General features: G+C 70.3%; 15 protein-coding genes and 2 rRNA genes (1 of these 17 only partly in view). 10 read left to right on the top strand and 7 right to left on the bottom strand.

The window, feature by feature from the left end; translation table 11 throughout:
• Positions 1 to 1,479, top strand: a 23S ribosomal RNA gene (locus tag OIB37_RS15450) (it extends 1,645 nt beyond the left edge of the window).
• A gap of 87 nt (positions 1,480 to 1,566) precedes the next feature.
• A 5S ribosomal RNA gene (rrf, locus tag OIB37_RS15445) occupies positions 1,567 to 1,683 on the top strand.
• Positions 1,684 to 1,781: 98 nt separating this feature from the next.
• On the opposite strand, the gene OIB37_RS15440 is transcribed toward rrf, so the two are convergent.
• The 5 genes from OIB37_RS15440 to OIB37_RS15420 are packed head-to-tail and all read right to left on the bottom strand — an operon-like array spanning position 1,782 to position 7,422.
• The gene (locus OIB37_RS15440; RefSeq protein ID WP_330458173.1) at positions 1,782 to 3,092 is read right to left on the bottom strand and encodes a DUF58 domain-containing protein; all 1,311 of its coding nucleotides are present in this window, start codon (positions 3,090 to 3,092) and stop codon (positions 1,782 to 1,784) included.
• Positions 3,092 to 4,084, bottom strand: coding sequence for an AAA family ATPase (locus tag OIB37_RS15435; RefSeq protein WP_330458172.1), 993 nt, complete (start codon positions 4,082 to 4,084; stop codon positions 3,092 to 3,094). Before OIB37_RS15435 ends, OIB37_RS15440 begins: the two co-directional genes overlap by 1 nt.
• Positions 4,081 to 5,277 carry a DUF4350 domain-containing protein gene (locus OIB37_RS15430; RefSeq protein WP_330458171.1) on the bottom strand — a complete coding sequence of 399 codons (1,197 nt, stop codon included), beginning with the start codon at positions 5,275 to 5,277 and terminating at the stop codon, positions 4,081 to 4,083. Before OIB37_RS15430 ends, OIB37_RS15435 begins: the two co-directional genes overlap by 4 nt.
• On the bottom strand, positions 5,274 to 6,053 hold the full coding sequence (locus tag OIB37_RS15425) for a DUF4129 domain-containing protein (protein ID WP_330458170.1): 780 nt from the start codon (positions 6,051 to 6,053) through the stop codon (positions 5,274 to 5,276). The genes OIB37_RS15430 and OIB37_RS15425 overlap by 4 nt, the downstream gene beginning before the upstream one ends.
• Positions 6,054 to 6,057: 4 nt before the next feature.
• Entirely contained in the window at positions 6,058 to 7,422 is a 1,365-nt protein-coding gene (locus OIB37_RS15420) for a glycerophosphoryl diester phosphodiesterase membrane domain-containing protein (protein WP_330458169.1), read from the bottom strand.
• Positions 7,423 to 7,562: 140 nt separating this feature from the next.
• On the opposite strand from OIB37_RS15420, the gene mtnA reads away from it, so the two are divergent.
• The 7 genes from mtnA to OIB37_RS15385 all read left to right on the top strand — a co-directional run bounded on the left by mtnA (position 7,563) and on the right by OIB37_RS15385 (position 16,549).
• Complete coding sequence (mtnA, locus tag OIB37_RS15415) at positions 7,563 to 8,705, top strand: S-methyl-5-thioribose-1-phosphate isomerase (protein WP_330458168.1); 1,143 nt, start codon at positions 7,563 to 7,565, stop codon at positions 8,703 to 8,705.
• 236 nt (positions 8,706 to 8,941) lie between these two features.
• On the top strand, positions 8,942 to 9,631 hold the full coding sequence (gene mtrA / locus OIB37_RS15410; protein WP_187279108.1) for a two-component system response regulator MtrA: 690 nt from the start codon (positions 8,942 to 8,944) through the stop codon (positions 9,629 to 9,631).
• A 1-nt stretch (position 9,632) separates the two neighbouring features.
• Entirely contained in the window at positions 9,633 to 11,717 is a 2,085-nt protein-coding gene (gene mtrB / locus OIB37_RS15405) for an MtrAB system histidine kinase MtrB (protein WP_330458167.1), read from the top strand.
• A complete protein-coding gene (locus OIB37_RS15400; protein WP_330458166.1) occupies positions 11,707 to 13,545 on the top strand; it encodes an LpqB family beta-propeller domain-containing protein in 1,839 nt (612 codons plus the stop codon). The genes mtrB and OIB37_RS15400 overlap by 11 nt, the downstream gene beginning before the upstream one ends.
• A 155-nt stretch (positions 13,546 to 13,700) precedes the next feature.
• The gene (locus OIB37_RS15395) at positions 13,701 to 14,594 is read left to right on the top strand and encodes a ComF family protein (protein ID WP_330458165.1); all 894 of its coding nucleotides are present in this window, start codon (positions 13,701 to 13,703) and stop codon (positions 14,592 to 14,594) included.
• A gap of 312 nt (positions 14,595 to 14,906) precedes the next feature.
• Positions 14,907 to 15,599: a ribosome hibernation-promoting factor, HPF/YfiA family gene (gene hpf, locus OIB37_RS15390; RefSeq protein WP_443058273.1), complete on the top strand. Its 693-nt coding sequence runs from the start codon at positions 14,907 to 14,909 to the stop codon at positions 15,597 to 15,599.
• A gap of 203 nt (positions 15,600 to 15,802) precedes the next feature.
• On the top strand, positions 15,803 to 16,549 hold the full coding sequence (locus OIB37_RS15385; RefSeq protein WP_330458163.1) for a response regulator transcription factor: 747 nt from the start codon (positions 15,803 to 15,805) through the stop codon (positions 16,547 to 16,549).
• 42 nt (positions 16,550 to 16,591) lie between these two features.
• On the opposite strand, the gene OIB37_RS15380 is transcribed toward OIB37_RS15385, so the two are convergent.
• Together OIB37_RS15380 and OIB37_RS15375 are read right to left on the bottom strand one after the other, a co-directional pair.
• Positions 16,592 to 17,818, bottom strand: a complete 1,227-nt coding sequence (locus tag OIB37_RS15380; RefSeq protein WP_330458162.1) for a winged helix-turn-helix domain-containing protein — start codon at positions 17,816 to 17,818, stop codon at positions 16,592 to 16,594.
• Between the two features lie 238 nt (positions 17,819 to 18,056).
• A complete protein-coding gene (locus OIB37_RS15375) occupies positions 18,057 to 18,629 on the bottom strand; it encodes a GNAT family N-acetyltransferase (protein WP_330458161.1) in 573 nt (190 codons plus the stop codon).
• A 253-nt stretch (positions 18,630 to 18,882) separates the two neighbouring features.
• Here OIB37_RS15375 and secA point away from each other — a divergent pair, with 253 nt between their 5' ends.
• Positions 18,883 to 21,693, top strand: a complete 2,811-nt coding sequence (secA, locus tag OIB37_RS15370; RefSeq protein ID WP_330458160.1) for a preprotein translocase subunit SecA — start codon at positions 18,883 to 18,885, stop codon at positions 21,691 to 21,693.
• The last annotated feature ends 61 nt before the right edge of the window (positions 21,694 to 21,754 follow it).

The raw sequence follows: 21,754 nt of genomic DNA, 5'->3' as shown, positions 1-21,754 counted from the left end.
ACGCAGGAAGGTAGTCCATCCCGGGCGATGGTAGTCCCGGGGTAAGGGTGTAGGACGTTGTCCAGGTAAATCCGGACAGCACATAGTCTGAGACCTGATGCCGAGCCGATTGTGGCGAAGTGGATGATCCTATGCTGTCGAGAAAAGCCTCTAGCGAGTTTCATGGCGGCCCGTACCCTAAACCGACTCAGGTAGTCAGGTAGAGAATACCGAGGCGTTCGGGTGAACTATGGTTAAGGAACTCGGCAAAATGCCCCCGTAACTTCGGGAGAAGGGGGGCCATCACCGGTGATTGGATTTACTCCATGAGCTGGGGGTGGCCGCAGAGACCAGCGAGAAGCGACTGTTTACTAAAAACACAGGTCCGTGCGAAGCCGTAAGGCGATGTATACGGACTGACGCCTGCCCGGTGCTGGAACGTTAAGGGGACCGGTTAGTGCGCTTTCGGGCGTGCGAAGCTGAGAACTTAAGCGCCAGTAAACGGCGGTGGTAACTATAACCATCCTAAGGTAGCGAAATTCCTTGTCGGGTAAGTTCCGACCTGCACGAATGGCGTAACGACTTCTCGACTGTCTCAACCATAGGCCCGGTGAAATTGCACTACGAGTAAAGATGCTCGTTTCGCGCAGCAGGACGGAAAGACCCCGGGACCTTTACTACAGTTTGATATTGGTGTTCGGTTCGGCTTGTGTAGGATAGCTGGGAGACTTTGAAGCATGCACGCCAGTGTGTGTGGAGTCGTCGTTGAAATACCAGTCTGGTCGTGCTGGATGTCTAACCTAGGTCCGTGATCCGGATCAGGGACAGTGTCTGATGGGTAGTTTAACTGGGGCGGTTGCCTCCTAAAGAGTAACGGAGGCGCCCAAAGGTTCCCTCAGCCTGGTTGGTAATCAGGTGTTGAGTGTAAGTGCACAAGGGAGCTTGACTGTGAGACCGACGGGTCGAGCAGGGACGAAAGTCGGGACTAGTGATCCGGCGGTGGCTTGTGGAAGCGCCGTCGCTCAACGGATAAAAGGTACCCCGGGGATAACAGGCTGATCTTCCCCAAGAGTCCATATCGACGGGATGGTTTGGCACCTCGATGTCGGCTCGTCGCATCCTGGGGCTGGAGTCGGTCCCAAGGGTTGGGCTGTTCGCCCATTAAAGCGGTACGCGAGCTGGGTTTAGAACGTCGTGAGACAGTTCGGTCCCTATCCGCTGTGCGCGTAGGAATATTGAGAAGGGCTGTCCCTAGTACGAGAGGACCGGGACGGACGAACCTCTGGTGTGCCAGTTGTCCTGCCAAGGGCATGGCTGGTTGGCTACGTTCGGGAGGGATAACCGCTGAAAGCATCTAAGCGGGAAGCCTGCTTCGAGATGAGTATTCCCACCTCCTTGAGAGGGTAAGGCTCCCAGTAGACGACTGGGTTGATAGGCCAGATCTGGAAGCCCGGTAACGGGTGGAGGTGACTGGTACTAATAGGCCGAGGGCTTGTCCTCAGTTGCTCGCGTTCACTGTGTTGGTTCTGAAACCACGAACAGCCCCGCTGTAAAAGGCGGTGCGGCAGTTCAACAGTTTCATAGTGTTTCGGTGGTCATAGCATGAGGGAAACGCCCGGTTACATTCCGAACCCGGAAGCTAAGCCTCATAGCGCCGATGGTACTGCAGGGGGGACCCTGTGGGAGAGTAGGACGCCGCCGAACAATTTTTGAGAAAACCCCCGCATCGAAAGATGCGGGGGTTTTCTGCGTTCCGGGGGATTTATATTCCCTCCGAAGAGGGAGCAGGCAGCGTCATGGCCTCAGAGCCGGCCTGCCGCTTTCAGGGCCAGATACGCGTCCGCCAGTGCCGGCGCCAGCTCGTCCGGCGTCGCGTCCACCACGGTTACCCCATGGCGACGGAGCTGTTCCGCCGTGCGGTGACGCTCGCTCTGCGCCTGGGCAGCGGCGGCTGCTTCGTACACCGCCTCGACGTCTCCTCTGGCCTGTGCCATACGCGCGATATGAGGGTCGGCCACGGAGGCGACAAGAACCGTGTGCCGCTGGGTGAGCTGCGGGAGCACGGGCAGCAGGCCCTGCTCCACCGGCGCCGCGTCGAGCGTCGTGAACAGGACGATCAGGGAACGCTGAGGCGCCGTACGGAGCGCCGCGGCGGTGAGACCACGGGCGTCCGTCTCGACGAGTTCCGGCTCCAGCGTCGCCATCACCTCGACGAGGGACGGCAGGACGTCGCCGGCGGAACGCCCCTGGACCAGGGCGCGTGCGCGCCGGTCGTAGGCCAGCAGAGCCACGCGGTCGCCGGCGCGGGAGGCGAGGGCTGCCAGGAGGAGAGCCGCGTCCAGAGCGGCGTCGAGGCGTGGCACGTCGCCCACCCGACCGGCCGAGGTGCGGCCGGTGTCCAGGACCAGGAGGATGTGGCGGTCCCGTTCGGGGCGCCAGGTGCGGACGGCGACCGAGGTCTGGCGAGCGGTGGCCCGCCAGTCGATCGAGCGGGTGTCGTCCCCGGGGACGTACTCGCGCAAGCTGTCGAACTCGGTTCCCTCACCACGTGTCAGCACGCTGGTCCGGCCGTCGAGTTCACGCAATCGAGCGAGCTTCGACGGCAGGTGCTTGCGGCTGGTGAAAGGGGGCAGAACCCGTACGGTCCAGGGCACCTTGTGGGTTCCCTGGCGGGAGAAGAGACCGAGGGGGCCGTAGGACCGGATGGTCACGCGGTCGGCCTGGCGGTCGCCGCGGCGGGTGGGGCGGAGCCGGGTCGTGACACGACGGCGTTCTCCGGGTGGGACGGTGACGCGGTGTCGGGAGCCCTCCACCTCGGTACCGGGCTGCCAACTGCTGGGCGGCCAGGCGTCTCGCAGCCGTGCGCGCAGGAGGCGGCGGGACGGGTTGGTGATGGAGAGCGTGACGTCGGCGGTCTCACCGAGACGCGTGGAGGTGTCGCCGGAACGGGTCAGGACGAGGCGTCGTACGGGCGCCGCGAGCGCGAAGTCGCACGCGCAGGCCAGTGCCAGCGGACCGTTGACCGCGAGGATGCCCGTCCAGCTCGGTTCCAGGATGCCGACGGGGATGGAGCCGAGGGCCGCGAGGAGAGCTGCACGTCCGGTGAGCGCCATCAGCGGGGGACCGGGACGTGGGCGAGGATGGCGTTGATGACGGAGTCGGCGGTCACGCCCTCCATCTCCGCCTCGGGGCGCAGTTGGACCCGGTGGCGCAGCGTGGGCAGGGCGAGGGCCTTCACGTCGTCGGGGATGACGTAGTCACGGCCCGTCAGCCATGCCCAGGCGCGCGAGGTGGCGAGGAGCGCTGTCGCGCCACGCGGGGAGACGCCCAGCGTGAGGGAGGGCGATTCGCGGGTGGCGCGGCAGATGTCCACGACGTAGCCCGTGATCTCGGGGGAGACGGCCGTCTTGGCGACGGCGGCGCGGGCGGCCTCCAGGTCGGCGGGGCCCGCGACGGGACGCACACCGGCGGCGCGCAGATCGCGCGGGTTGAATCCCGAGGCGTGCCGGGTGAGGACGTCGATCTCGTCCTGGCGGGACGGCAGAGGGATCGTCAGCTTGAGCAGGAACCGGTCCAGTTGGGCCTCGGGGAGGGGGTAGGTGCCCTCGTACTCGACCGGGTTCTGGGTGGCCGCGACCAGGAACGGATCGGGGAGCGGACGCGGGGTGCCGTCCACTGTGACCTGGCGTTCCTCCATGGCCTCCAGCAGGGAGGACTGGGTCTTCGGCGGGGTGCGGTTGATCTCGTCCGCGAGGAGGAGGTTGGTGAAGACCGGGCCGGGCTGGAAGGAGAACTCGGCGGTGCGGGTGTCGTAGACGAGCGAGCCGGTGATGTCGCTCGGCATCAGGTCGGGCGTGAACTGGACGCGCTTGGTGTCGAGGTCGAGTGCGGACGCGAGTGCGCGTACGAGCAACGTTTTGGCTACTCCAGGGACTCCTTCAAGGAGAACGTGTCCGCGGCAGAGGAGAGCGACGACGAGGCCGGTCACGGCGGGGTCCTGGCCGACCACGGCTTTCGCGATCTCGGCGCGCAGGGCTTCCAGGGAGGCGCGGGCAGCGTCCGCGTTCCCGGTGGTCCCGGCGTTGTCAGTGGTCGGGTCCGTCATGAACGGCGTACCTCTCTTTCGAGGGCGTCGAGTTGGTCGGTGAGTGAGACGAGAGCCGTGTCGTCGGCGGGCGGCGGTCCGAAGAGAAGGGAGTGCTGGGCCTGTCCGTCGCCGTGAAGGTGGGCGGACAGGGCGGGGAGCAGCGCTTCGGGTGCGTGCGCCTGGGCGACGGGGACGCCGACGAGAGGGGCGAGCCTCGTGCGGGTGGTGGAGCGCAGGGCGGCGGCCGCGCGGTCGCGGGCATCGGCCTTGCGGTAGAGGCGGGCGCGGCCCTCGACGGTTTCGGAGGCGCGGATCGCCACCGGGAGTTTCTCGGGCACCAGGGGACCGAAGCGGCGTGCCCGCCAGAAGGCGGCGAGGGCCGCGGCGACGAACAGCTGCAGGGTGGCCCAGAGCCAGCCCGACGGAAGCAGATCGAGGATGCTCTCGCGGTCGCGGGTGTCGGTGACGGAGGTGTCGGTGAGCGAGGGGAGGTACCAGACCAGATGGGTGCGGGAGCCGAGGAGTTGGAGGGCGAGCGAGGCGTTGCCCTGCTCGTCGAGACGGTCGTTGAGGAGGATGTCGGGCGCGCCGAGGACGACGGTGTCACCGTTCCCGGAGGATGCCGGGACGCGGACCAGGGTGGCCAGACGTTCGCTCGGGTAGCAGGAGTCGGCGTCGAGTCGGCTGGTCGTGTACCGGATGCCGCCGGTGTCTGCGCGGCCGGCCCGCCGGGCCGCTGCCAGGGCGCAGTCGGGGGCGAGCGTGGAGCCGATGCTGGTGGCGGGGTCCGCGGCGACGCCGGGCGCCAGTCGCTCCACGGACCGGCTGCCGGCGGCCACGAGGACCGTGCGACCACCGGAGGAGGCCGTCGCGGAGTGCAGCCGGTCCTGTTGGCGGTGGGTCAGCAGGTCGGGTACGGCGACGAGGAGGGTGGTGTCCGGTCCGGCGGCGGAGCGTGCGGCGGCGAGCGAGGTGACCACGCGCGTGGAGACCCCCCGGTCGGCGAGGAGTTCGGCGACCGCGCGGCTGCCGTTCGGGTCGGCGGAGCGCGGGTCGAGTTCGCCGTGCCGGGTCTGGGAGCGGACGACGGCGATCGCGACGGCGGTGACCAGGAGGAGCACGACGGCGAGGACGATCCCTCGGGTGCGGGTCCACACCTGGCGGGTGGTGGGCGCGGTCGAGGTGGCCGGCGATGTGGCCCCGGCGGTCATTCGGCGGCCCCCTGGGCGGTGTTGTGGGCCGTGCTGGTGGCGCTGTTCGCGAGGGTCGGGCGCGTGCGTTCCAGGTCGCGGTCCAGTTCGGCGATGCGCCGGTACGACTGTTCGCTCGCACCGCGGCCGCCGTATGTGACGTCGTCGAACTCCCGGGCGGCGGAGCGCAGCCGGTCGGCGTGTACGGGGAGGGAGCGGCCGGCTTCGGCGGCCGCCTCGTCGGCGGTGCGGCCGGGCCGGTTGTCGAGCAGGGTCCGCTCCTCCAGGGAGCGGACGATGGCCCGCATGCGTTCTTGGACCGCCTGGCTCCAGTGGCCCTGCGCGGCGTGTGCCTCGGCAGCCGCGCGGTGGTCGGCGGCGGTGCGCGGGCGGTCCTCGAACAGGGCCGCGGCGGACGTGGCCGGGCGGTGCGGAGTGCCCAGGCGCCACCACAGGGCGGCCAGGACGGCGATGACGAAGAGGATCACGACGAGGAGGCCGATCGTGCCGCCCGGAGTCGCCGAGGCGGCCGTGCCGAGTACCCGGCCGAGCCAGTGCCAGAACGCGTTCAGGGCCCGCTGGAGCAGGCTGGGGTCGTTCTCGTGGTACATCCGCTTGGCCAGCTCGCGGCGCGCGGCCTCACGTGCGGCCTCGCGTGGGATGGTCACCGGCGGCTGGCCGGAGCCGTCCGGTTCCGGCCGGGGCGCGTGCGCCACGCGCGACAGGAGTCGTACGGCCGAGGCGGCGGCGCCGGGCAGAGCCGGCACCGCCGTGAGCATTCCCCCCGTCAGGCTCACCGCATCAGCTCCCCGGGAGCGGGCCGGGGGCGGCGGCGGTGCCGTAGTCCTGCACACCGGCGGCGCGGGCCAGTTCGAGGTCGAGGGCCTCGCGACGGATGCGCTGGTCGATGTAGAGGAGCACCGTGACGCCCGCGGTGATCGGGAGCGTGACCATGGTGCCGATCACCGCGCCGATGCCGCTGATGATCAGGAATGCCCAGCTGACGTGCTGGGGCGCGGTGCCGAAGAGGTCGGTCATGCCGTCGCCGCTGACCGCGACCGCGATGAACGTGAAGGGGATCACGACGATCGAGGAAACGATGTTGGCGATGAGTCCGGCGAGCAGCTGGATGCCGAGGACACGCCACCAGGAGCCGTGCACCAGCTTGGCGGAGCGCCTCATCGACTTCACGACGCCCTGCCGTTCCAGCATCAGCGCCGGCGAGGCCAGGGAGAAGCGCACCGACAGCCACAGCATGACGGCGATGGCGCCCAGGACGCCGACGGCGAACAGGGGGATGGTCACGGCTTCGCCGCCGCCGAGGAGGAGGGCGATGATGCCGGGCACCGCGCCTACGAGGAGGACACCCGCCCCGATGAGGCCGAGCAGGAGCAGCAGACCGAACAGCTTCGGGATCTGGGAGCGGGACTCGCGCCAGGCCTCGCCGGCGCTGACCGGCTTGCCGAGGACGGCCCGGCTGGTCACGGTCGTGAGCAGGGCGGTCGCGATGATGGTGCCGACCACGGAGATCAGCACGACGACGAGCCCGCTGACCATGGCCTCCCCCGCGGCGCGGAACACATCGGCCGGGGTGGCGCTCGGGTCGTTGAGCGTGCTGTCGGGCGCGAGGGCCTCGTTCATGACCAGGCCGCGCAGCAGGAGCACGCACAGCTGGGTGATGGCCGCGACCGTCAGCGATATGCCGAGCACCGTACGCCAGTAGGTGCGCATGGTGGAGACGGCGCCGTCGAGGATCTCCCCGACGCCGAGCGGACGCAGCGGGATCACGCCGGGCTTGGCCGCGGGCGGGGGACCGCCCCAGCCGCCGCCCCAGGCCCCGTACCCACCGGGGTTGCCGTGACCGCCGGGGCCGCCCCAGCCGCCACCGTGTCCACCGGGACCGGCGGTGGGGCCACCCGGCGCCTTTCCGCCCCAGCCCGGGCCGGCGGGCGGCGGGGTCGGGCCGGAGTCGGCGCCCGCCGTGGGCGCGGACCACTGACCGGCCGGCGGCTGCGCGTCGGACCACTTCGAGCCCGGCTCCTGCGGTTGTTTCTCTGGCTGTGCGGCGGGCTCGGCGGGCTCGACGGGGTCAGGACGGTCGGCGGGCTCCCGCCCCTCGGACGACGGGGTGGATCCGGGCGAGGCCCAGCCCGGAGTGTCAGTCATCGAAGCTCCTTCATGGTGCCCTTCCGCGTTCGCGGCGGCAGGTTGGCAGCCATCGTGCCATGGGCCGGTCACCGCGTGACCGACCGCGGTAAACGCTGTGCTCCATCAATTGTCCGGCGTGTACGGGGCAGACTGACCGCATGGCTGATCAGCACCCGCCGACGGGCGACGACAAGAAGCCGACCGCGATACCCGTTCTGCGATGGGAGGAACCACCCGAAGGTCCCGTCCTGGTCCTTCTCGACCAGACAAGGCTCCCGGCCGAAGAGGTCGAGCTGGTGTGTACGGACGCATCGGCGCTGGTGGAGGCGATCCGCTCGCTCGCCGTACGCGGGGCGCCGGTGCTGGGCATCGCCGGCGCGTACGGCGTCGCGCTCGCCGCCGCGCGGGGTTTCGACGTGGACGAGGCCGCGCGGGCGCTCGAAGCCGCCCGGCCGACCGCGGTGAACCTCTCCGTCGGAGTACGCCGGGCCGAGGCCGCCTACCGCGACGCCCTCGCCAGGAGCGGCGACACCACGGCGGCGGCCGCGGCCGCGCTGGCCGCGGCACGCACGCTGCACCAGGAGGACGCCGAGGCCAGCGCGCGGATGGCCGCGCACGGGCTGGCGCTCCTGGGCGAGCTGCTGCCGGGCGGGGCGCACCGGATCCTGACCCACTGCAACAGCGGATCGCTGGTGTCCGGCGGGGAGGGGACCGCGTTCGCGGTGGCTCTCGCCGCGCACCGGGCCGGGCAGCTGCGACGGCTGTGGGTGGACGAGACGCGTCCGCTGCTGCAGGGCGCTCGCCTGACGGCGTACGAGGCGGCCCGCAGCGGTATGACGTACACCTTGCTCACCGACAACGCGGCCGGTTCGCTGTTCGCGGCGGGCGAGGTGGACGCGGTGCTCATCGGCGCGGACCGGATCGCCGCCGACGGCTCGGTGGCGAACAAGGTGGGGAGCTATCCGCTCGCGGTGCTCGCGCGGTACCACCATGTGCCGTTCATCGTGGTGGCTCCGGTGACGACGGTGGACCCGCGGACGCCGGACGGCGCGTCCATCGAGGTCGAGCAGCGCCCCGGCTACGAGGTGACCGAGGTCATGGTGCCGCAGGCGCCGGTGACGGGGGCGGGCGGCGGGATCCCGGTGGCACCGCTGGGGACCCAGGCGTACAACCCGGCGTTCGACGTGACGCCGCCCGAGCTGGTGACGGCGATCGTCACGGAGGAGGGGGTCGTCTCCCCTGTGACGGTGGAGGCGCTCGCGGAGCTGTGTGACAAGTCGGGCCGGGAGGCGTTGGGCTGATGGGATGATGTCGCGCCGACCGACGGCGGCGGCCCCTGATTCCACGGTGATCCGTGGACGAAGGGGCCGTGGCGTCCGGCGGCGACATCGGCCCGTCGGACGTCGGTGTTCGTCGGCGTCCGGCGGCGTCCGGCGGTGCCGGGGGGACGCGGGCAGACAGTGACGGCGCCGTACGACTATCGTCACAGGCCAGTGACCTCGCTCACCAGCAGCTCTGGCGCCGTTATGAGAATGGGATGATGTCGTTTATGAAGGGACGAGTCCTTGTCGTCGACGACGACACCGCACTGGCCGAGATGCTCGGCATTGTGCTGCGTGGTGAAGGTTTTGAGCCGTCTTTCGTAGCCGACGGGGACAAGGCGCTGGCCGCTTTCCGTGAGAGCAAGCCCGACCTGGTGCTGCTCGATCTGATGCTGCCCGGCCGGGACGGGATCGAGGTGTGCCGCCTGATCAGGGCGGAGTCCGGGGTGCCGATCGTGATGCTCACGGCCAAGAGCGACACCGTCGACGTGGTCGTGGGCCTGGAGTCGGGCGCCGACGACTACATCGTGAAGCCGTTCAAGCCCAAGGAGCTGGTGGCGCGGATCCGGGCCCGGCTCAGGAGGTCCGAGGAGCCGGCACCGGAGCAGCTCACCATCGGCGACCTGGTGATCGACGTCGCCGGGCACTCGGTGAAGCGGGACGGGCAGTCGATCGCGCTGACCCCGCTGGAGTTCGACCTGCTGGTCGCGCTCGCCCGCAAGCCGTGGCAGGTGTTCACGCGCGAGGTGCTCCTCGAGCAGGTGTGGGGCTACCGTCACGCCGCCGACACTCGCCTGGTGAACGTGCACGTCCAGCGGCTGCGCTCCAAGGTCGAGAAGGACCCGGAGCGTCCGGAGATCGTGGTGACCGTCCGTGGTGTCGGTTACAAGGCCGGACCGAGCTGACATGTCCGAGGACAGCGCCGCTTCGGCTCCCGGCCGCTCCGGGGACCTTCCGGGGCGGCCTGTCGGCCGTGAGGCGGCAGGTTCGCGCTGGGGACGCCTCTTCGCGGGTGGCCTGCTGCAGGGCGGGGTCCAGGGCAGCCCGGTCGTCCGCCTGCTCATGCGCTGGGTGCGTCGCCCGCTGCTGCCCCTCATGCGGCTGTGGCGGCGCAACATCCAGCTCAGGGTCGTGGCCACGACCCTGCTGATGTCGCTGGGCGTCGTGCTGCTGCTGGGCTTCGTCGTGATCGGGCAGGTGCGCAACGGCCTGCTGGACGCGAAGGTGAGGGCGTCGCAGAGCCAGGCCACCGGCGGGTTCGCGGTGGCCAGGCAGAAGGCCGACGAGGCCACCACGGGCGACGGCACCGCTGCCGGCACCGCCACGGGCGACGGCACCGCCACCGACGGACAGCAGTCGCAGAACGTCATCCAGTGGATGAGCGACCTCGTGGACTCGCTCTCCAGCGGTGGCGCGGGCGCCTTCGACGTGGTGACGCTGCCCGTCGGCAACGACACCGGCGGCGGGCGCAGCCCGCGCGGTTCCGGGTACGTCAGCCCGACCGACAGCGTGCCCGGCGGCCTGCGCGACCGGGTCAACAACAGTACGACCGCCGCGCAGAGCTACAGCCGGATCGCCTACAACAACGACAAGGAATCCCAGCCCGCGCTGGTCATCGGCAAGCAGCTCAACGACCCCAACGGCCACCCCTACGAGCTGTACTACCTCTTCCCGCTCACGCAGGAGGAGAAGTCGCTCAGCCTGGTCAAGGGCACGCTCGCGACCGCCGGCCTCTTCGTCGTCGTCCTGCTCGGGGCCATCGCCTGGCTGGTGGTGCGGCAGGTCGTCACGCCGGTGCGGATGGCGGCCGGGATCGCCGAGCGGCTGTCCGCGGGCCGGCTGCAGGAGCGGATGAAGGTCACCGGCGAGGACGACATCGCGCGCCTGGGCGAGGCCTTCAACAAGATGGCGCAGAACCTCCAGATGAAGATCCAGCAGCTGGAGGACCTGTCGCGGATGCAGCGGCGGTTCGTCTCCGACGTCTCGCACGAGCTGCGCACCCCGCTGACGACCGTCCGGATGGCCGCCGACGTCATCCACGAGGCCCGTGAGGACTTCGATCCGGTGACCGCGCGCTCCGCCGAGCTGCTCGCCGACCAGCTGGACCGGTTCGAGTCGCTGCTCGCGGACCTGCTGGAGATCAGCCGCTTCGACGCGGGCGCGGCGGCACTGGAGGCCGAACCGATCGACCTCCGGGAGGTCGTGCGGCGCGTGGTCGGCGGTGCCGAGCCGCTCGCCGAGCGCAAGGGCAGCCACATACGTGTCATCGGCGACCAGCAGCCCGTCGTCGCCGAGGCCGACGCCCGGCGCGTGGAGCGCGTCCTGCGCAACCTCGTCGTCAACGCCGTGGAGCACGGCGACGGCAAGGACGTCGTCGTCAAACTCGCCGCCGCCGGGGGCGCGGTGGCCATCGCCGTGCGCGACTACGGCGTCGGGCTCAAGCCCGGCGAGGCCGGCCGTGTCTTCAGCCGCTTCTGGCGGGCCGACCCGGCACGCGCGCGTACCACCGGCGGGACGGGGCTCGGTCTGTCGATCGCCCTGGAGGACGCCCGGCTGCACGGCGGCTGGCTGCAGGCCTGGGGTGAGCCGGGCGGCGGCTCGCAGTTCCGGCTGACGCTGCCGCGGACCGCGGACGAGCCGCTGCGCGGCTCACCGATACCGCTGGAGCCCAAGGACTCGCGACGCAACCGCGGACTCGGCGACGCGGGCCTGCCCCGCGGGGGCGAGGAGAAGCGGGCGACCGTTCCGATGCAGCCGGGAGGCGGGAACGTGCCGGTGCTGCCGCCGCGCAGGGACGCCGTCACCCCCACCGCGGACCCGGCAGCCCTGCCCGGCACCGGCGGCGCGCGCGTGGTGCCCCGGCCCGCCGGTGGCGGCCGCCGCGCCGACGACAAGCCGGCGGGCCCGGTGTCCGACCCGCACGCGGGCCGTCCGGAACCGGCCGGCCAGGAGAACTCGACCGAGCCAGGGGAGGCATTTCGTGGGCGCTGACCGCGAAGGGGGCGCCCGGCACAGACCGGGTCGCGCGGTGGCGCTCGCCGCCTGTGGGGCCGTCCTGCTGGCCGGGTGCGCCTCGATGCCGGACAGCGGGGACCTGCGCAACGTCGAGTCCACGCCACGGCAGGACACCGGGGTGCGGGTGTTCGCCATGCCCCCGGCCGAGGACGCCTCCTCCGACGAGATCCTGCAGGGCTTCCTCGAAGCGCTGACCAGCGACGATCCGCAGTACGACACCGCCCGCAAGTACCTCACCCCCGATGCCGCGCGCGCCTGGCATCCCGAGGACTCCACCACCGTCCTCGCCGACGGGCCGAGCAGCCCCCCCGATCTCGCGCAGGACGGCCGGGAACTGGGCGACAGCCGCACCTACGTCCTGGCGGGCAACCGGGTGGCCGCGGTGGACGAGCGGCAGGCGTACGAGCCCGACAGCGGCTCCTACCGCTTCAAGGTGCACCTCACGAAGGACGCGAAGAGCAGGCAGTGGCGCATCGACGCGCCGCCCGAGGGCGTCGTCATGGGCAAGTCCGACTTCCAGCGCAACTACACGTCCGTCGACAAGTACTACTTCTCCACCCACACCCGGGTCGGCGCGACCGGGCAGTCGGTGGCGGTCGCCGACCCGGTGTTCGTGCGCAGCAAGGTCGACCCCCTGACCCAGATGGTGCGCTCGCTGCTGAAGGGGCCCACCAGTTGGCTGGAGCCGGTCGTCAGGTCCAGCTTCCCGACCGGTACGGCGCTGCAGCACGGCGTGTCGGGGCTGACCCCGGACGACGAGAACCGGCTCACGGTGCCGTTGAACGGCAAGGCCTCCCGGGTCGCGCCGGCCAGATGCGAGGAGATGGCCACCCAGCTGATGTTCACGCTGCGGAACCTGACGCCGACGCTGGAGTCGGTCGCGCTGCGGGGGCCCGGCGGTCGCCGGCTGTGCGAGCAGACGGAGGCGCGCGCCGAGTCCGTCGCCTGGCGCGCCTCCGCGGAGAGTCCCGACTACCTGTACTTCCTCGACGGCAAGCACCGGCTGGTCCGGCGGTCGACCGGATCCGCCGCGACCGGCAGCGCCGCGGTGCCGGGCGCGCTCGGTGAGGGGACCCGGCAGCTGCAGTCGGTGGCCGTCTCCCGCGACGAGCGCACGGTGGCCGGCGTCGCTCTCGACGGCAAGTCGATGTACGTGACCTCGCTGGACGCGGGGGCCGGGTTCGGGGATCCCGTCGTCACCAGCCAGGGTCTGAACCCGGCCGAGGACAGGCTGACCAAGCCGAGCTGGGACGCCCGTGGCGACCTGTGGGTGGCCGACCGCGACCCCCGCCATCAACGGCTGTACGTCGTGGAGCAGGGCGCCGGCAAGCCGGTGGAGGTCACCCTTCCCGACCTGCCCGGACGCATCCGGGACGTGCGGGTGGCCGCCGACGGGGTGCGGGTCGCGCTGGTCGTGGAGAAGGACGGCAAGCAGTCGCTGCTCATCGGCCGTATCGAGCGTGACGACAGGACGGGTGACGCGCCCGCGGTGGTCCGTCCGCGTCCGGCCGCGCCCGACATGGAGCTGGTCAACGCGATGTCCTGGGCCGGCGACAGCAGGCTGGTCGTGGTCGGCCGGGAGCAGGGGGGTGTGCACCAGATGCGGTACGTCCAGGTCGACGGCTCCACGCTCGACGGACTGGCGCCCGCCGCCCTCTCGGGCGTGAAGGCGATCGCCGCCTCCGAGGACGAACGGGTACCGCTCGTGGCCTACTCGGACGACGACGGGATCGTGCAACTGCCTTCGGGCGCGCAGTGGCAGAAGGTGGACAAGGACGGCACTGCACCGGTCTATCCGGGCTGAGTAGCGTCTCAGGACAGCGATTCCCGTCTCAGGACAGCGATTCCGTACGGCCGTCACTCGTGTGAGTGGCGGCCGTACGGCGTTCTCCCCGGTCTTCCACAGGCCGCTGTCCACAGGGGTGGCCGGTCGTCCCGGAGCGGGGCACAGTGGTGTCCATGCGGGGGTGGTGGCAGGACCTCACCGACCTGGTGCTGCCGGCCGAGTGCGGAGGCTGCGGGGCCGGTCGTACGGTGCTCTGCACGCGCTGCCGGGCAGCTCTGAGCGGTGCCGTGCCACGCCGGGTGCGACCGGTGCCGGAGCCGTCCGGGCTGCCGGTGGTGCACGCGGCGGCGCCGTACGCGAAGGAGGTACGGGCGGTCCTCCTCGCGCACAAGGAGCGTGGCGCGCTGGCGCTCACCGGAGCCCTGGGCACGGCCCTGGCGGGGGCTGTGCGGGCGGGGCTCGCGGCAGAGGACCGAGGCCGCCGGGAAGCGGTGGCCGAGGCGCTCGGGACCGGGACAGGGCCTGTGCTGCTCGTCCCCGTGCCCTCCGCGCGGTGGGCCGTGCGGGCGCGCGGGCACGACCCGGTACGGCGGATGGCGCTCGCGGCGGCCGGACGGTTGCGGCGTGCGGGGACGCCGGCCCGGGTGGTCGCGGTGCTGCGGCAGCGGCGGGCCGTGGCCGACCAGGCCGGTCTCGGGGCGCGGCAGCGGCTGGAGAACCTCGCCGGCGCGCTGGAGGTGGTGGCGGGCGGGGCGCGGCTGCTCGACCGGGGCCGGATCGTGCTCGTGGACGACCTGATCACCACGGGCGCCAGTCTCTCGGAGGCGGCGCGGGCCCTGCGGGACGCGGCCGGTTCGCGGTACGCGGAGAGAGATCGGAGAAGAACCGCCGTGTATGAAGCCGTAACTCGGGAAGGTAGGGGGGAACAGTGGACAGGGCCACGATCGGAAAGGAGGAAGTGGGTGCATGGTGCACCGGGAAAGGCGGTGCCGCAAGTCGCCGGAGAGGCGCTCCATGCGGCTGTGATCGCCGCCCCACGGGATTCCTTCGAAATAAACAGGAACTGAGGGCGAACTTGCATCGTTGCAGGTAGCGAGGGCGTTAATTCACCTGAACGGAGGTACGCGAGAGTAGAGGGTGACGACATCCGTCCGGGCGAGATATGTTCGGTTGTGAGGAAAGGCCCAGGCCACACCTCCCATACCCGAATGCTGCGCTGCGGGTTTTCCGCAATCACCCCGTCGGCGCGGTGGGATCTTGCCCATGGGGGAGGAGGAGGTGGAAGTCGCCGAGTCCGAGGTTCCGGGTCTCCCCGGGGCCTGGTGCGAAAGGGAGATGCTCCGCCGATGGAGCGGGGCTATCCGGGAACGGAGTTCTGCGTGGACATCGTCGTCAAGGGCCGCAAGACCGAGGTGCCCGAGCGGTTCCGCAAGCACGTGGCCGAGAAGCTGAACCTGGAGAAGATCCAGAAGCTCGATGGCAAGGTGATCAGCCTCGACGTCGAGGTGTCCAAGGAGCCCAACCCCCGACAGGCCGGCCGCTGCGACCGGGTGGAGATCACGCTCCGCTCCCGCGGTCCGGTGATCCGGGCGGAGGCGGCGGCCGGCGACCCGTACGCGGCACTCGACATGGCCGCGGAGAAGCTGGACGCCCGGCTGCGCAAGCAGCACGACAAGCGCGTCGTGCGCCGTGGCTCACGGCGGATCCCGGCGGCAGAGGTCCCCGACGTCGTCCCCGGCGTGGCGACGCTCAGGCCCAACGGCGTTCCCGTCCAGGAGACGGAGCCGGACGGTGTGCCGACCAAGAAGATCGGCTCGCTGGAGGTCCAGGGGGAGGGCCCGCTGATCGTCCGCGAGAAGACCCACGTCGCATCCGCCATGAGCCTTGACCAGGCCCTCTACGAGATGGAACTGGTCGGCCACGACTTCTACCTGTTCGTTGATGCCGAGACCAAGGAACCGAGCGTCGTCTACCGGCGGCACGCCTACGACTACGGCGTCATCCACCTCAGCACCGACCCGATGGTCGCTGAGGTACGGCAGCCCGCGGCAGGCGGGATGCTGGGCGGCTGAGCTGCCCGGCCGAAGCGGAGCCGGTGCCCCTGGAGCGCGTGCGCGCCCCCAGGGGCACCGATGTGCGACCACTTCGCGCCCCGCAGGTCGTCGCGGTGCCGTCCGGGCATGAAATCATGACCGGACCGGCCCAACCGGTAGGCCGCTGCCTTGGGTTGGCGATGGCACAGGACCACAGGCCACAGCCTTCAGGGGGAGGAACGATGGCGGACACCTTCGGACCGATGCGTGACGCGAACGCCGACGACGGTGTCAACGGCACGGGCGCGGAGGCGGAGTCGTCACGCGACGAGCCGATCAGAGTCCTGGTCGTGGACGACCACGCCCTCTTCCGGCGCGGCCTGGAGATCGTGCTCGCGGCCGAGGAGGACATCCAGGTCGTCGGCGAGGCGGGCGACGGCGCCGAGGCGGTCGACAAGGCCGCCGATCTGCTGCCCGACATCGTGCTGATGGATGTGCGGATGCCCAAGCGCGGCGGTATCGAGGCCTGCACCTCCATCAAGGAGGTCGCCCCCAGCGCGAAGATCATCATGCTGACGATCAGCGACGAGGAGGCCGACCTCTACGAGGCGATCAAGGCGGGCGCGACCGGCTATCTGCTGAAGGAGATCTCCACCGACGAGGTGGCCACCGCCATCCGCGCGGTGGCCGACGGCCAGTCGCAGATCAGCCCGTCCATGGCCTCCAAGCTCCTCACCGAGTTCAAGTCGATGATCCAGCGCACCGACGAGCGTCGGCTGGTGCCCGCGCCGCGGCTGACCGACCGTGAACTGGAGGTCCTCAAGCTCGTCGCCACGGGGATGAACAACCGGGACATCGCCAAGGAGTTGTTCATCTCCGAGAACACCGTGAAGAACCACGTCCGCAACATCCTGGAGAAGCTTCAGCTGCACTCCAGGATGGAAGCGGTGGTCTACGCGATGCGGGAGAAGATCCTCGAAATCCGCTGACGCCCGGACCAGGGCGACGCCCGGATCAGGGTGCTGCCCTGATCAGGTCGACGCCCGGCCCAGGTCCTGGGCGACGGCGCGGGTGAGCTCCAGGACGAGGGGTTCGCGGAGTTCGGGAGCGTCCACGCGTTCCACGCGGACGTCCGTGCAGTTCACCCAGGCCGCCGCCTCGACCAGCGCCTGGGCGACCGCCGGGACGGCCTTCGCGCCGTCCAGGGTGACCTGCTTGGCGACCAGGGTGTGGCCCTCGCGGGCCGGGTCGACGCGGCCGACCAGGTGGCCGCCCGCCAGCACCGGCATCGCGAAATAGCCGTACACCCGCTTCGGCTTGGGGACATAGGCCTCGAGGCGGTGGGTGAAGCCGAAGATCCGTTCCGTGCGGGCCCGGTCCCAGATCAGCGAGTCGAACGGGGAGAGCAGCGTGGTGCGGTGCCGGCCGCGCGGCGGGGTCGCGAGGGCGACCGGGTCCGCCCAGGCCGGCTTGGACCAGCCCTCGACCTCGACGGGCACCAGACCCGAGTCGGCGATCACCGCGTCCACCTGCTCGCCCTTGAGGCGGTGGTAGTCGGCGATGTCCGCGCGCGTGCCCACCCCCAGGGCCTCTCCGGCCAGCCGGACCAGGCGGCGCAGGCACTCGGTGTCGTCCAGTTCGTCGTGCAGCAGAGGCTCGGGGATGGCGCGCTCGGCCAGGTCGTACACCCGCTTCCAGCCGCGGCGCTCGACGCACACCACCTCCCCGTACATCAGCGCGCGTTCCACGGCGACCTTGGTGCCGGACCAGTCCCACCATTCGCTGGTCCTCTTCGCACCGCCCAACTGCGTGGCCGTCAGCGGGCCTTCCGCGCGCAGCTGCTTGACGACCTGGTCGTAGGCGCCGTCGGGCAGCTGGTGGTTCCAGTGCGGGCGGTCGCGGTAGGCGCGGCGGCGGAAGGCGAAGTGCGGCCACTCCTCGACCGGGAGGATGCACGCGGCGTGCGACCAGTACTCGAAGGCGTGGGGCCGGGCCGACGGCTCGTCGGCGGAGGGGGCCTGCCAGTAGGCGGACTCCACGGACCTGCGGCCGACCGCGCCCAGGCGCGCGTACGGAATCAGCTCGTGGGAGCGGGCGAGCACCGAGATGGTGTCCAGCTGGACCGCGCCGAGGTGGCGGAGAACCCCGCGGACACCGGCCCGCCGGTCGGGCGCGCCGAGGAAGCCCTGGGCCCGCAGGGCGATACGGCGGGCGTCGTCCGCGGTGAGGTCGAGGGCGGGGCGCGGAAGGGTGGTCATGGTCCGGACGATAGACGGCGGCACTGACAACGCGGGACGAGCTGCGGTTCCGTCCGGAGCGCGGGGGTGGGGGGCTGGGGGGTGTCGTTTGGGTCAGGTCGGATCAGGCCGCGGCGTCCGGTGCGGTGCCTCGCAAGGCGAAGGATCTGCCGCGCACTGGACGTACTCGGCCGATCCGACAACGCGGCGAGGTGCCGTGCCGGACGCCGCGGACCCGAGCTGATCCAAACGACACCCCCTACGTCCGCGCGGGCAGATAGGGCGCTGTCGACGGCAGACCGAGGTCCGAGGGGAGCAGGGAGCCCACCCAGCAGTCCCGCCGTACGCCCTTGTTGTTGACGGCCGAGCGGAGGGTGCCCTCGACGGTGAAGCCGGCGCGTTCGGCGACCGCGCGGGAGGGGACGTTGCCGACCTCCGCGCGCCACTCCAGCCGGTCTATGGACAGGTCGGTGAAGGCCCAGCGGGCCGCGGCCAGCGCGGCCTCGGTGACGTAGCCGCGGCCGCGGTGCTCCTTGACGGCCCAGAAGCCGATCTCGCCGACGCCCAGCGCCCGCATCATCACGCTCAGCATGCCCGTCAGCTCCCCTTCGGGCAGGAACAGACCGAAGGTGTACATCGAGTCGTTCGCCCAGCCCTCCGGCACCATCTGCCCGGTGAAACCCTCGGCGTGCTCACGCAGGTAGGGAGAGGGGAACGAAGAGATCCAGCGCTGCATGTCGGGGTCCTGCGCGGCCGCGTACACCGCCTCGGTGTCGTCGGGGCCTACGGTGCGCAGCAGAAGGCGTTCGGTGGTCAGGGTGACGGGGTCCATCGGCCGATTCTGCTCGCGCCGCCCGTGTCCCGCCACGGTTTTCCGCGGTCCGTGAGCGGGCGATCACTTTTCGCGCGATTCCTCGCGCCGGTGCGGCACCATCCGCGGGGGACGCGCGTTGTCCAGGGTGAGGCGGTCCTCGGGGCGACAGGCCTCCCGGCGCGGCCGGGTCCTCGCATACGATGGCCGTTGCTCAGTACGTCAAACGGAAACCCGACCGTCCCAGGCCCGACCGGCAAGGAGACCAGCCCCCGTGTCCGTCCTCTCGAAGATCATGCGTGCAGGCGAAGGCAAGATCCTGCGCAAGCTGCACCGCATCGCGGACCAGGTCAACTCCATCGAAGAGGACTTCGTCGACCTCTCCGACGCCGAGCTGCGCGCCCTCACCGATGAGTACAAGCAGCGGTACGCCGAGGGTGAGAGCCTGGACGACCTGCTCCCGGAAGCCTTCGCCACCGTCCGCGAGGCCGCCAAGCGCGTCCTCGGCCAGCGGCACTACGACGTGCAGCTGATGGGCGGCGCGGCCCTCCACCTCGGCTACGTGGCCGAGATGAAGACCGGTGAGGGCAAGACCCTCGTCGGCACCCTGCCCGCGTACCTGAACGCCCTGTCCGGCGACGGCGTTCACCTCATCACGGTCAACGACTACCTGGCCGAGCGCGACTCCGAGATGATGGGCCGCGTCCACCGGTTCCTGGGCCTGAGCGTCGGCTGCATCCTGGCCAACATGACGCCGGCCCAGCGTCGCGAGCAGTACGAGTGCGACATCACCTACGGCACGAACAACGAGTTCGGCTTCGACTACCTGCGCGACAACATGGCGTGGGCCCAGGACGAGCTCGTCCAGCGCGGCCACAACTTCGCCATCGTCGACGAGGTCGACTCCATCCTGGTCGACGAGGCCCGTACGCCGCTGATCATCTCCGGCCCGGCCGACCAGGCCACCAAGTGGTACGGCGACTTCGCCAAGCTGGTCACGCGCCTGAAGAAGGGCGAGGCGGGCAACCCGCTCAAGGGCCTCGAGGAGACCGGCGACTACGACGTCGACGAGAAGAAGCGCACGGTCGCCATCCACGAGCCCGGTGTCTCCAAGGTCGAGGACTGGCTGGGCATCGACAACCTCTACGAGTCGGTGAACACCCCGCTCGTGGGCTACCTGAACAACGCCATCAAGGCCAAGGAACTGTTCAAGAAGGACAAGGACTACGTCGTCATCGACGGCGAGGTCATGATCGTCGACGAGCACACCGGCCGTATCCTCGCCGGCCGCCGCTACAACGAGGGCATGCACCAGGCGATCGAGGCGAAGGAAGGGGTGGACATCAAGGACGAGAACCAGACCCTTGCCACGATCACCCTGCAGAACTTCTTCCGCCTCTACGGCAAGCTCTCCGGCATGACCGGTACGGCGATGACCGAGGCCGCCGAGTTCCACCAGATCTACAAGCTCGGCGTCGTCCCGATCCCGACCAACAAGCCGATGATCCGCAAGGACCAGTCGGACCTGATCTACCGCACCGAGGTGGCCAAGTTCGAGGCGGTCGTCGACGACATCGCCGAGAAGCACGAGAAGGGCCAGCCGATCCTCGTCGGCACCACGTCCGTCGAGAAGTCCGAGTACCTCTCGCAGCAGCTCAGCAAGCGCGGCATCCAGCACGAGGTGCTGAACGCCAAGCACCACGAGCGCGAGGCCTCGATCGTCGCCCAGGCGGGCCGCAAGGGCGCCGTGACGGTCGCGACCAACATGGCCGGCCGTGGTACCGACATCAAGCTCGGCGGCAACCCCGAGGACCTCGCCGAGGCGGAGCTGCGCCAGCGCGGCCTCGACCCCGAGGAGCACATCGAGGAGTGGGCCGCGGCGCTCCCCGTCGCCCTGGCCAACGCCCAGCAGGCGGTCAAGGCGGAGAAGGAGGAGGTCGAGGAGATCGGCGGCCTCTACGTGCTCGGCACCGAGCGGCACGAGTCCCGTCGTATCGACAACCAGCTGCGCGGCCGTTCCGGCCGGCAGGGCGACCCGGGCGAGTCCCGCTTCTACCTGTCGCTGGGCGACGACCTGATGCGGCTGTTCAAGGCCGCGATGGTCGAGCGCGTGATGGCCATGGCCAACGTGCCCGACGACGTGCCGATCGAGAACAAGATGGTCACGCGCGCGATCGCGTCCGCGCAGTCGCAGGTCGAGCAGCAGAACTTCGAGACCCGTAAGAACGTCCTGAAGTACGACGAGGTCCTCAACCGTCAGCGCGAGGTCATCTACGGCGAGCGTCGCCGGGTCCTGGAGGGCGAGGACCTGCACGAGCAGGTGCAGCACTTCATGGACGACACGATCGACGCGTACGTCAGCGCCGAGACCGCCGACGGCTTCGCCGAGGACTGGGACCTGGACCGGCTGTGGGGCGCCTTCCGGCAGCTCTACCCGGTGAGGGTCACCATCGAGGAGCTGGAGGAGGCGACCGGCGACCGGGCCGGTCTGACCGACGAGTTCATCTCCGAGTCCATCAAGGACGACATCCGCGAGCAGTACGAGTCCCGTGAGGGGCAGCTCGGTTCCGAGATCATGCGTGAGCTGGAGCGGCGGGTCGTGCTGTCGGTCCTCGACCGCAAGTGGCGCGAGCACCTCTACGAGATGGACTACCTCCAGGAGGGCATCGGCCTGCGCGCGATGGCGCAGAAGGACCCCCTGGTCGAGTACCAGCGCGAGGGCTTCGACATGTTCACCGCGATGATGGAGGGCATCAAGGAGGAGTCCGTCGGCTACCTGTTCAACCTGGAGGTCCAGGTCGAGCAGCAGGTCGAGGAGGTCCCGGTCGAGGAGGCCGAGCCGGTCTCCGAGGGTGTTCAGGACACGGTCCCGGCGCAGGCGGGGGCGCGGCCGGAGATCCGGGCCAAGGGGCTGGACGTCCCCCAGCGGCGGGACCTGCACTTCTCCGCGCCCACCGTTGACGGTGAGGGCGGCATCGTGGAGCGGGACCTCGAGGACGACGAGCCCATCCGTTCCGAGGCCGACGGGCTGACCCGGGCGGAGCGGCGCCGGCAGGCCAAGGGCGGACGCCGCCGCAAGAAGTGACGTGACCTGCGGCGCTTCAGCCGGTCATCGGGGCCGGGCTTCCTTCGGGAGCCCGGCCCTT

The organism is Streptomyces sp. NBC_00820, from assembly GCF_036347055.1.
Taxonomy (GTDB): Bacteria; Actinomycetota; Actinomycetes; order Streptomycetales; family Streptomycetaceae; genus Streptomyces.
Note: the sequence above shows the minus strand (reverse complement) of the source record. Positions and strands in the feature narration are given on the sequence as shown.

Coding starts and splice junctions, on each gene's coding strand:
- OIB37_RS15440 (WP_330458173.1), bottom strand. CDS start 3,092: ATGGCGCTCACCGGACGTGCAGCTCTCCTCGCGGCCCTCGGCTCCATC.
- OIB37_RS15435 (WP_330458172.1), bottom strand. CDS start 4,084: ATGACGGACCCGACCACTGACAACGCCGGGACCACCGGGAACGCGGAC.
- OIB37_RS15430 (WP_330458171.1), bottom strand. CDS start 5,277: ATGACCGCCGGGGCCACATCGCCGGCCACCTCGACCGCGCCCACCACC.
- OIB37_RS15420 (WP_330458169.1), bottom strand. CDS start 7,422: ATGACTGACACTCCGGGCTGGGCCTCGCCCGGATCCACCCCGTCGTCC.
- mtnA (WP_330458168.1), top strand. CDS start 7,563: ATGGCTGATCAGCACCCGCCGACGGGCGACGACAAGAAGCCGACCGCG.
- mtrA (WP_187279108.1), top strand. CDS start 8,942: ATGATGTCGTTTATGAAGGGACGAGTCCTTGTCGTCGACGACGACACC.
- mtrB (WP_330458167.1), top strand. CDS start 9,633: ATGTCCGAGGACAGCGCCGCTTCGGCTCCCGGCCGCTCCGGGGACCTT.
- OIB37_RS15395 (WP_330458165.1), top strand. CDS start 13,701: ATGCGGGGGTGGTGGCAGGACCTCACCGACCTGGTGCTGCCGGCCGAG.
- OIB37_RS15385 (WP_330458163.1), top strand. CDS start 15,803: ATGGCGGACACCTTCGGACCGATGCGTGACGCGAACGCCGACGACGGT.
- OIB37_RS15380 (WP_330458162.1), bottom strand. CDS start 17,818: ATGACCACCCTTCCGCGCCCCGCCCTCGACCTCACCGCGGACGACGCC.
- OIB37_RS15375 (WP_330458161.1), bottom strand. CDS start 18,629: ATGGACCCCGTCACCCTGACCACCGAACGCCTTCTGCTGCGCACCGTA.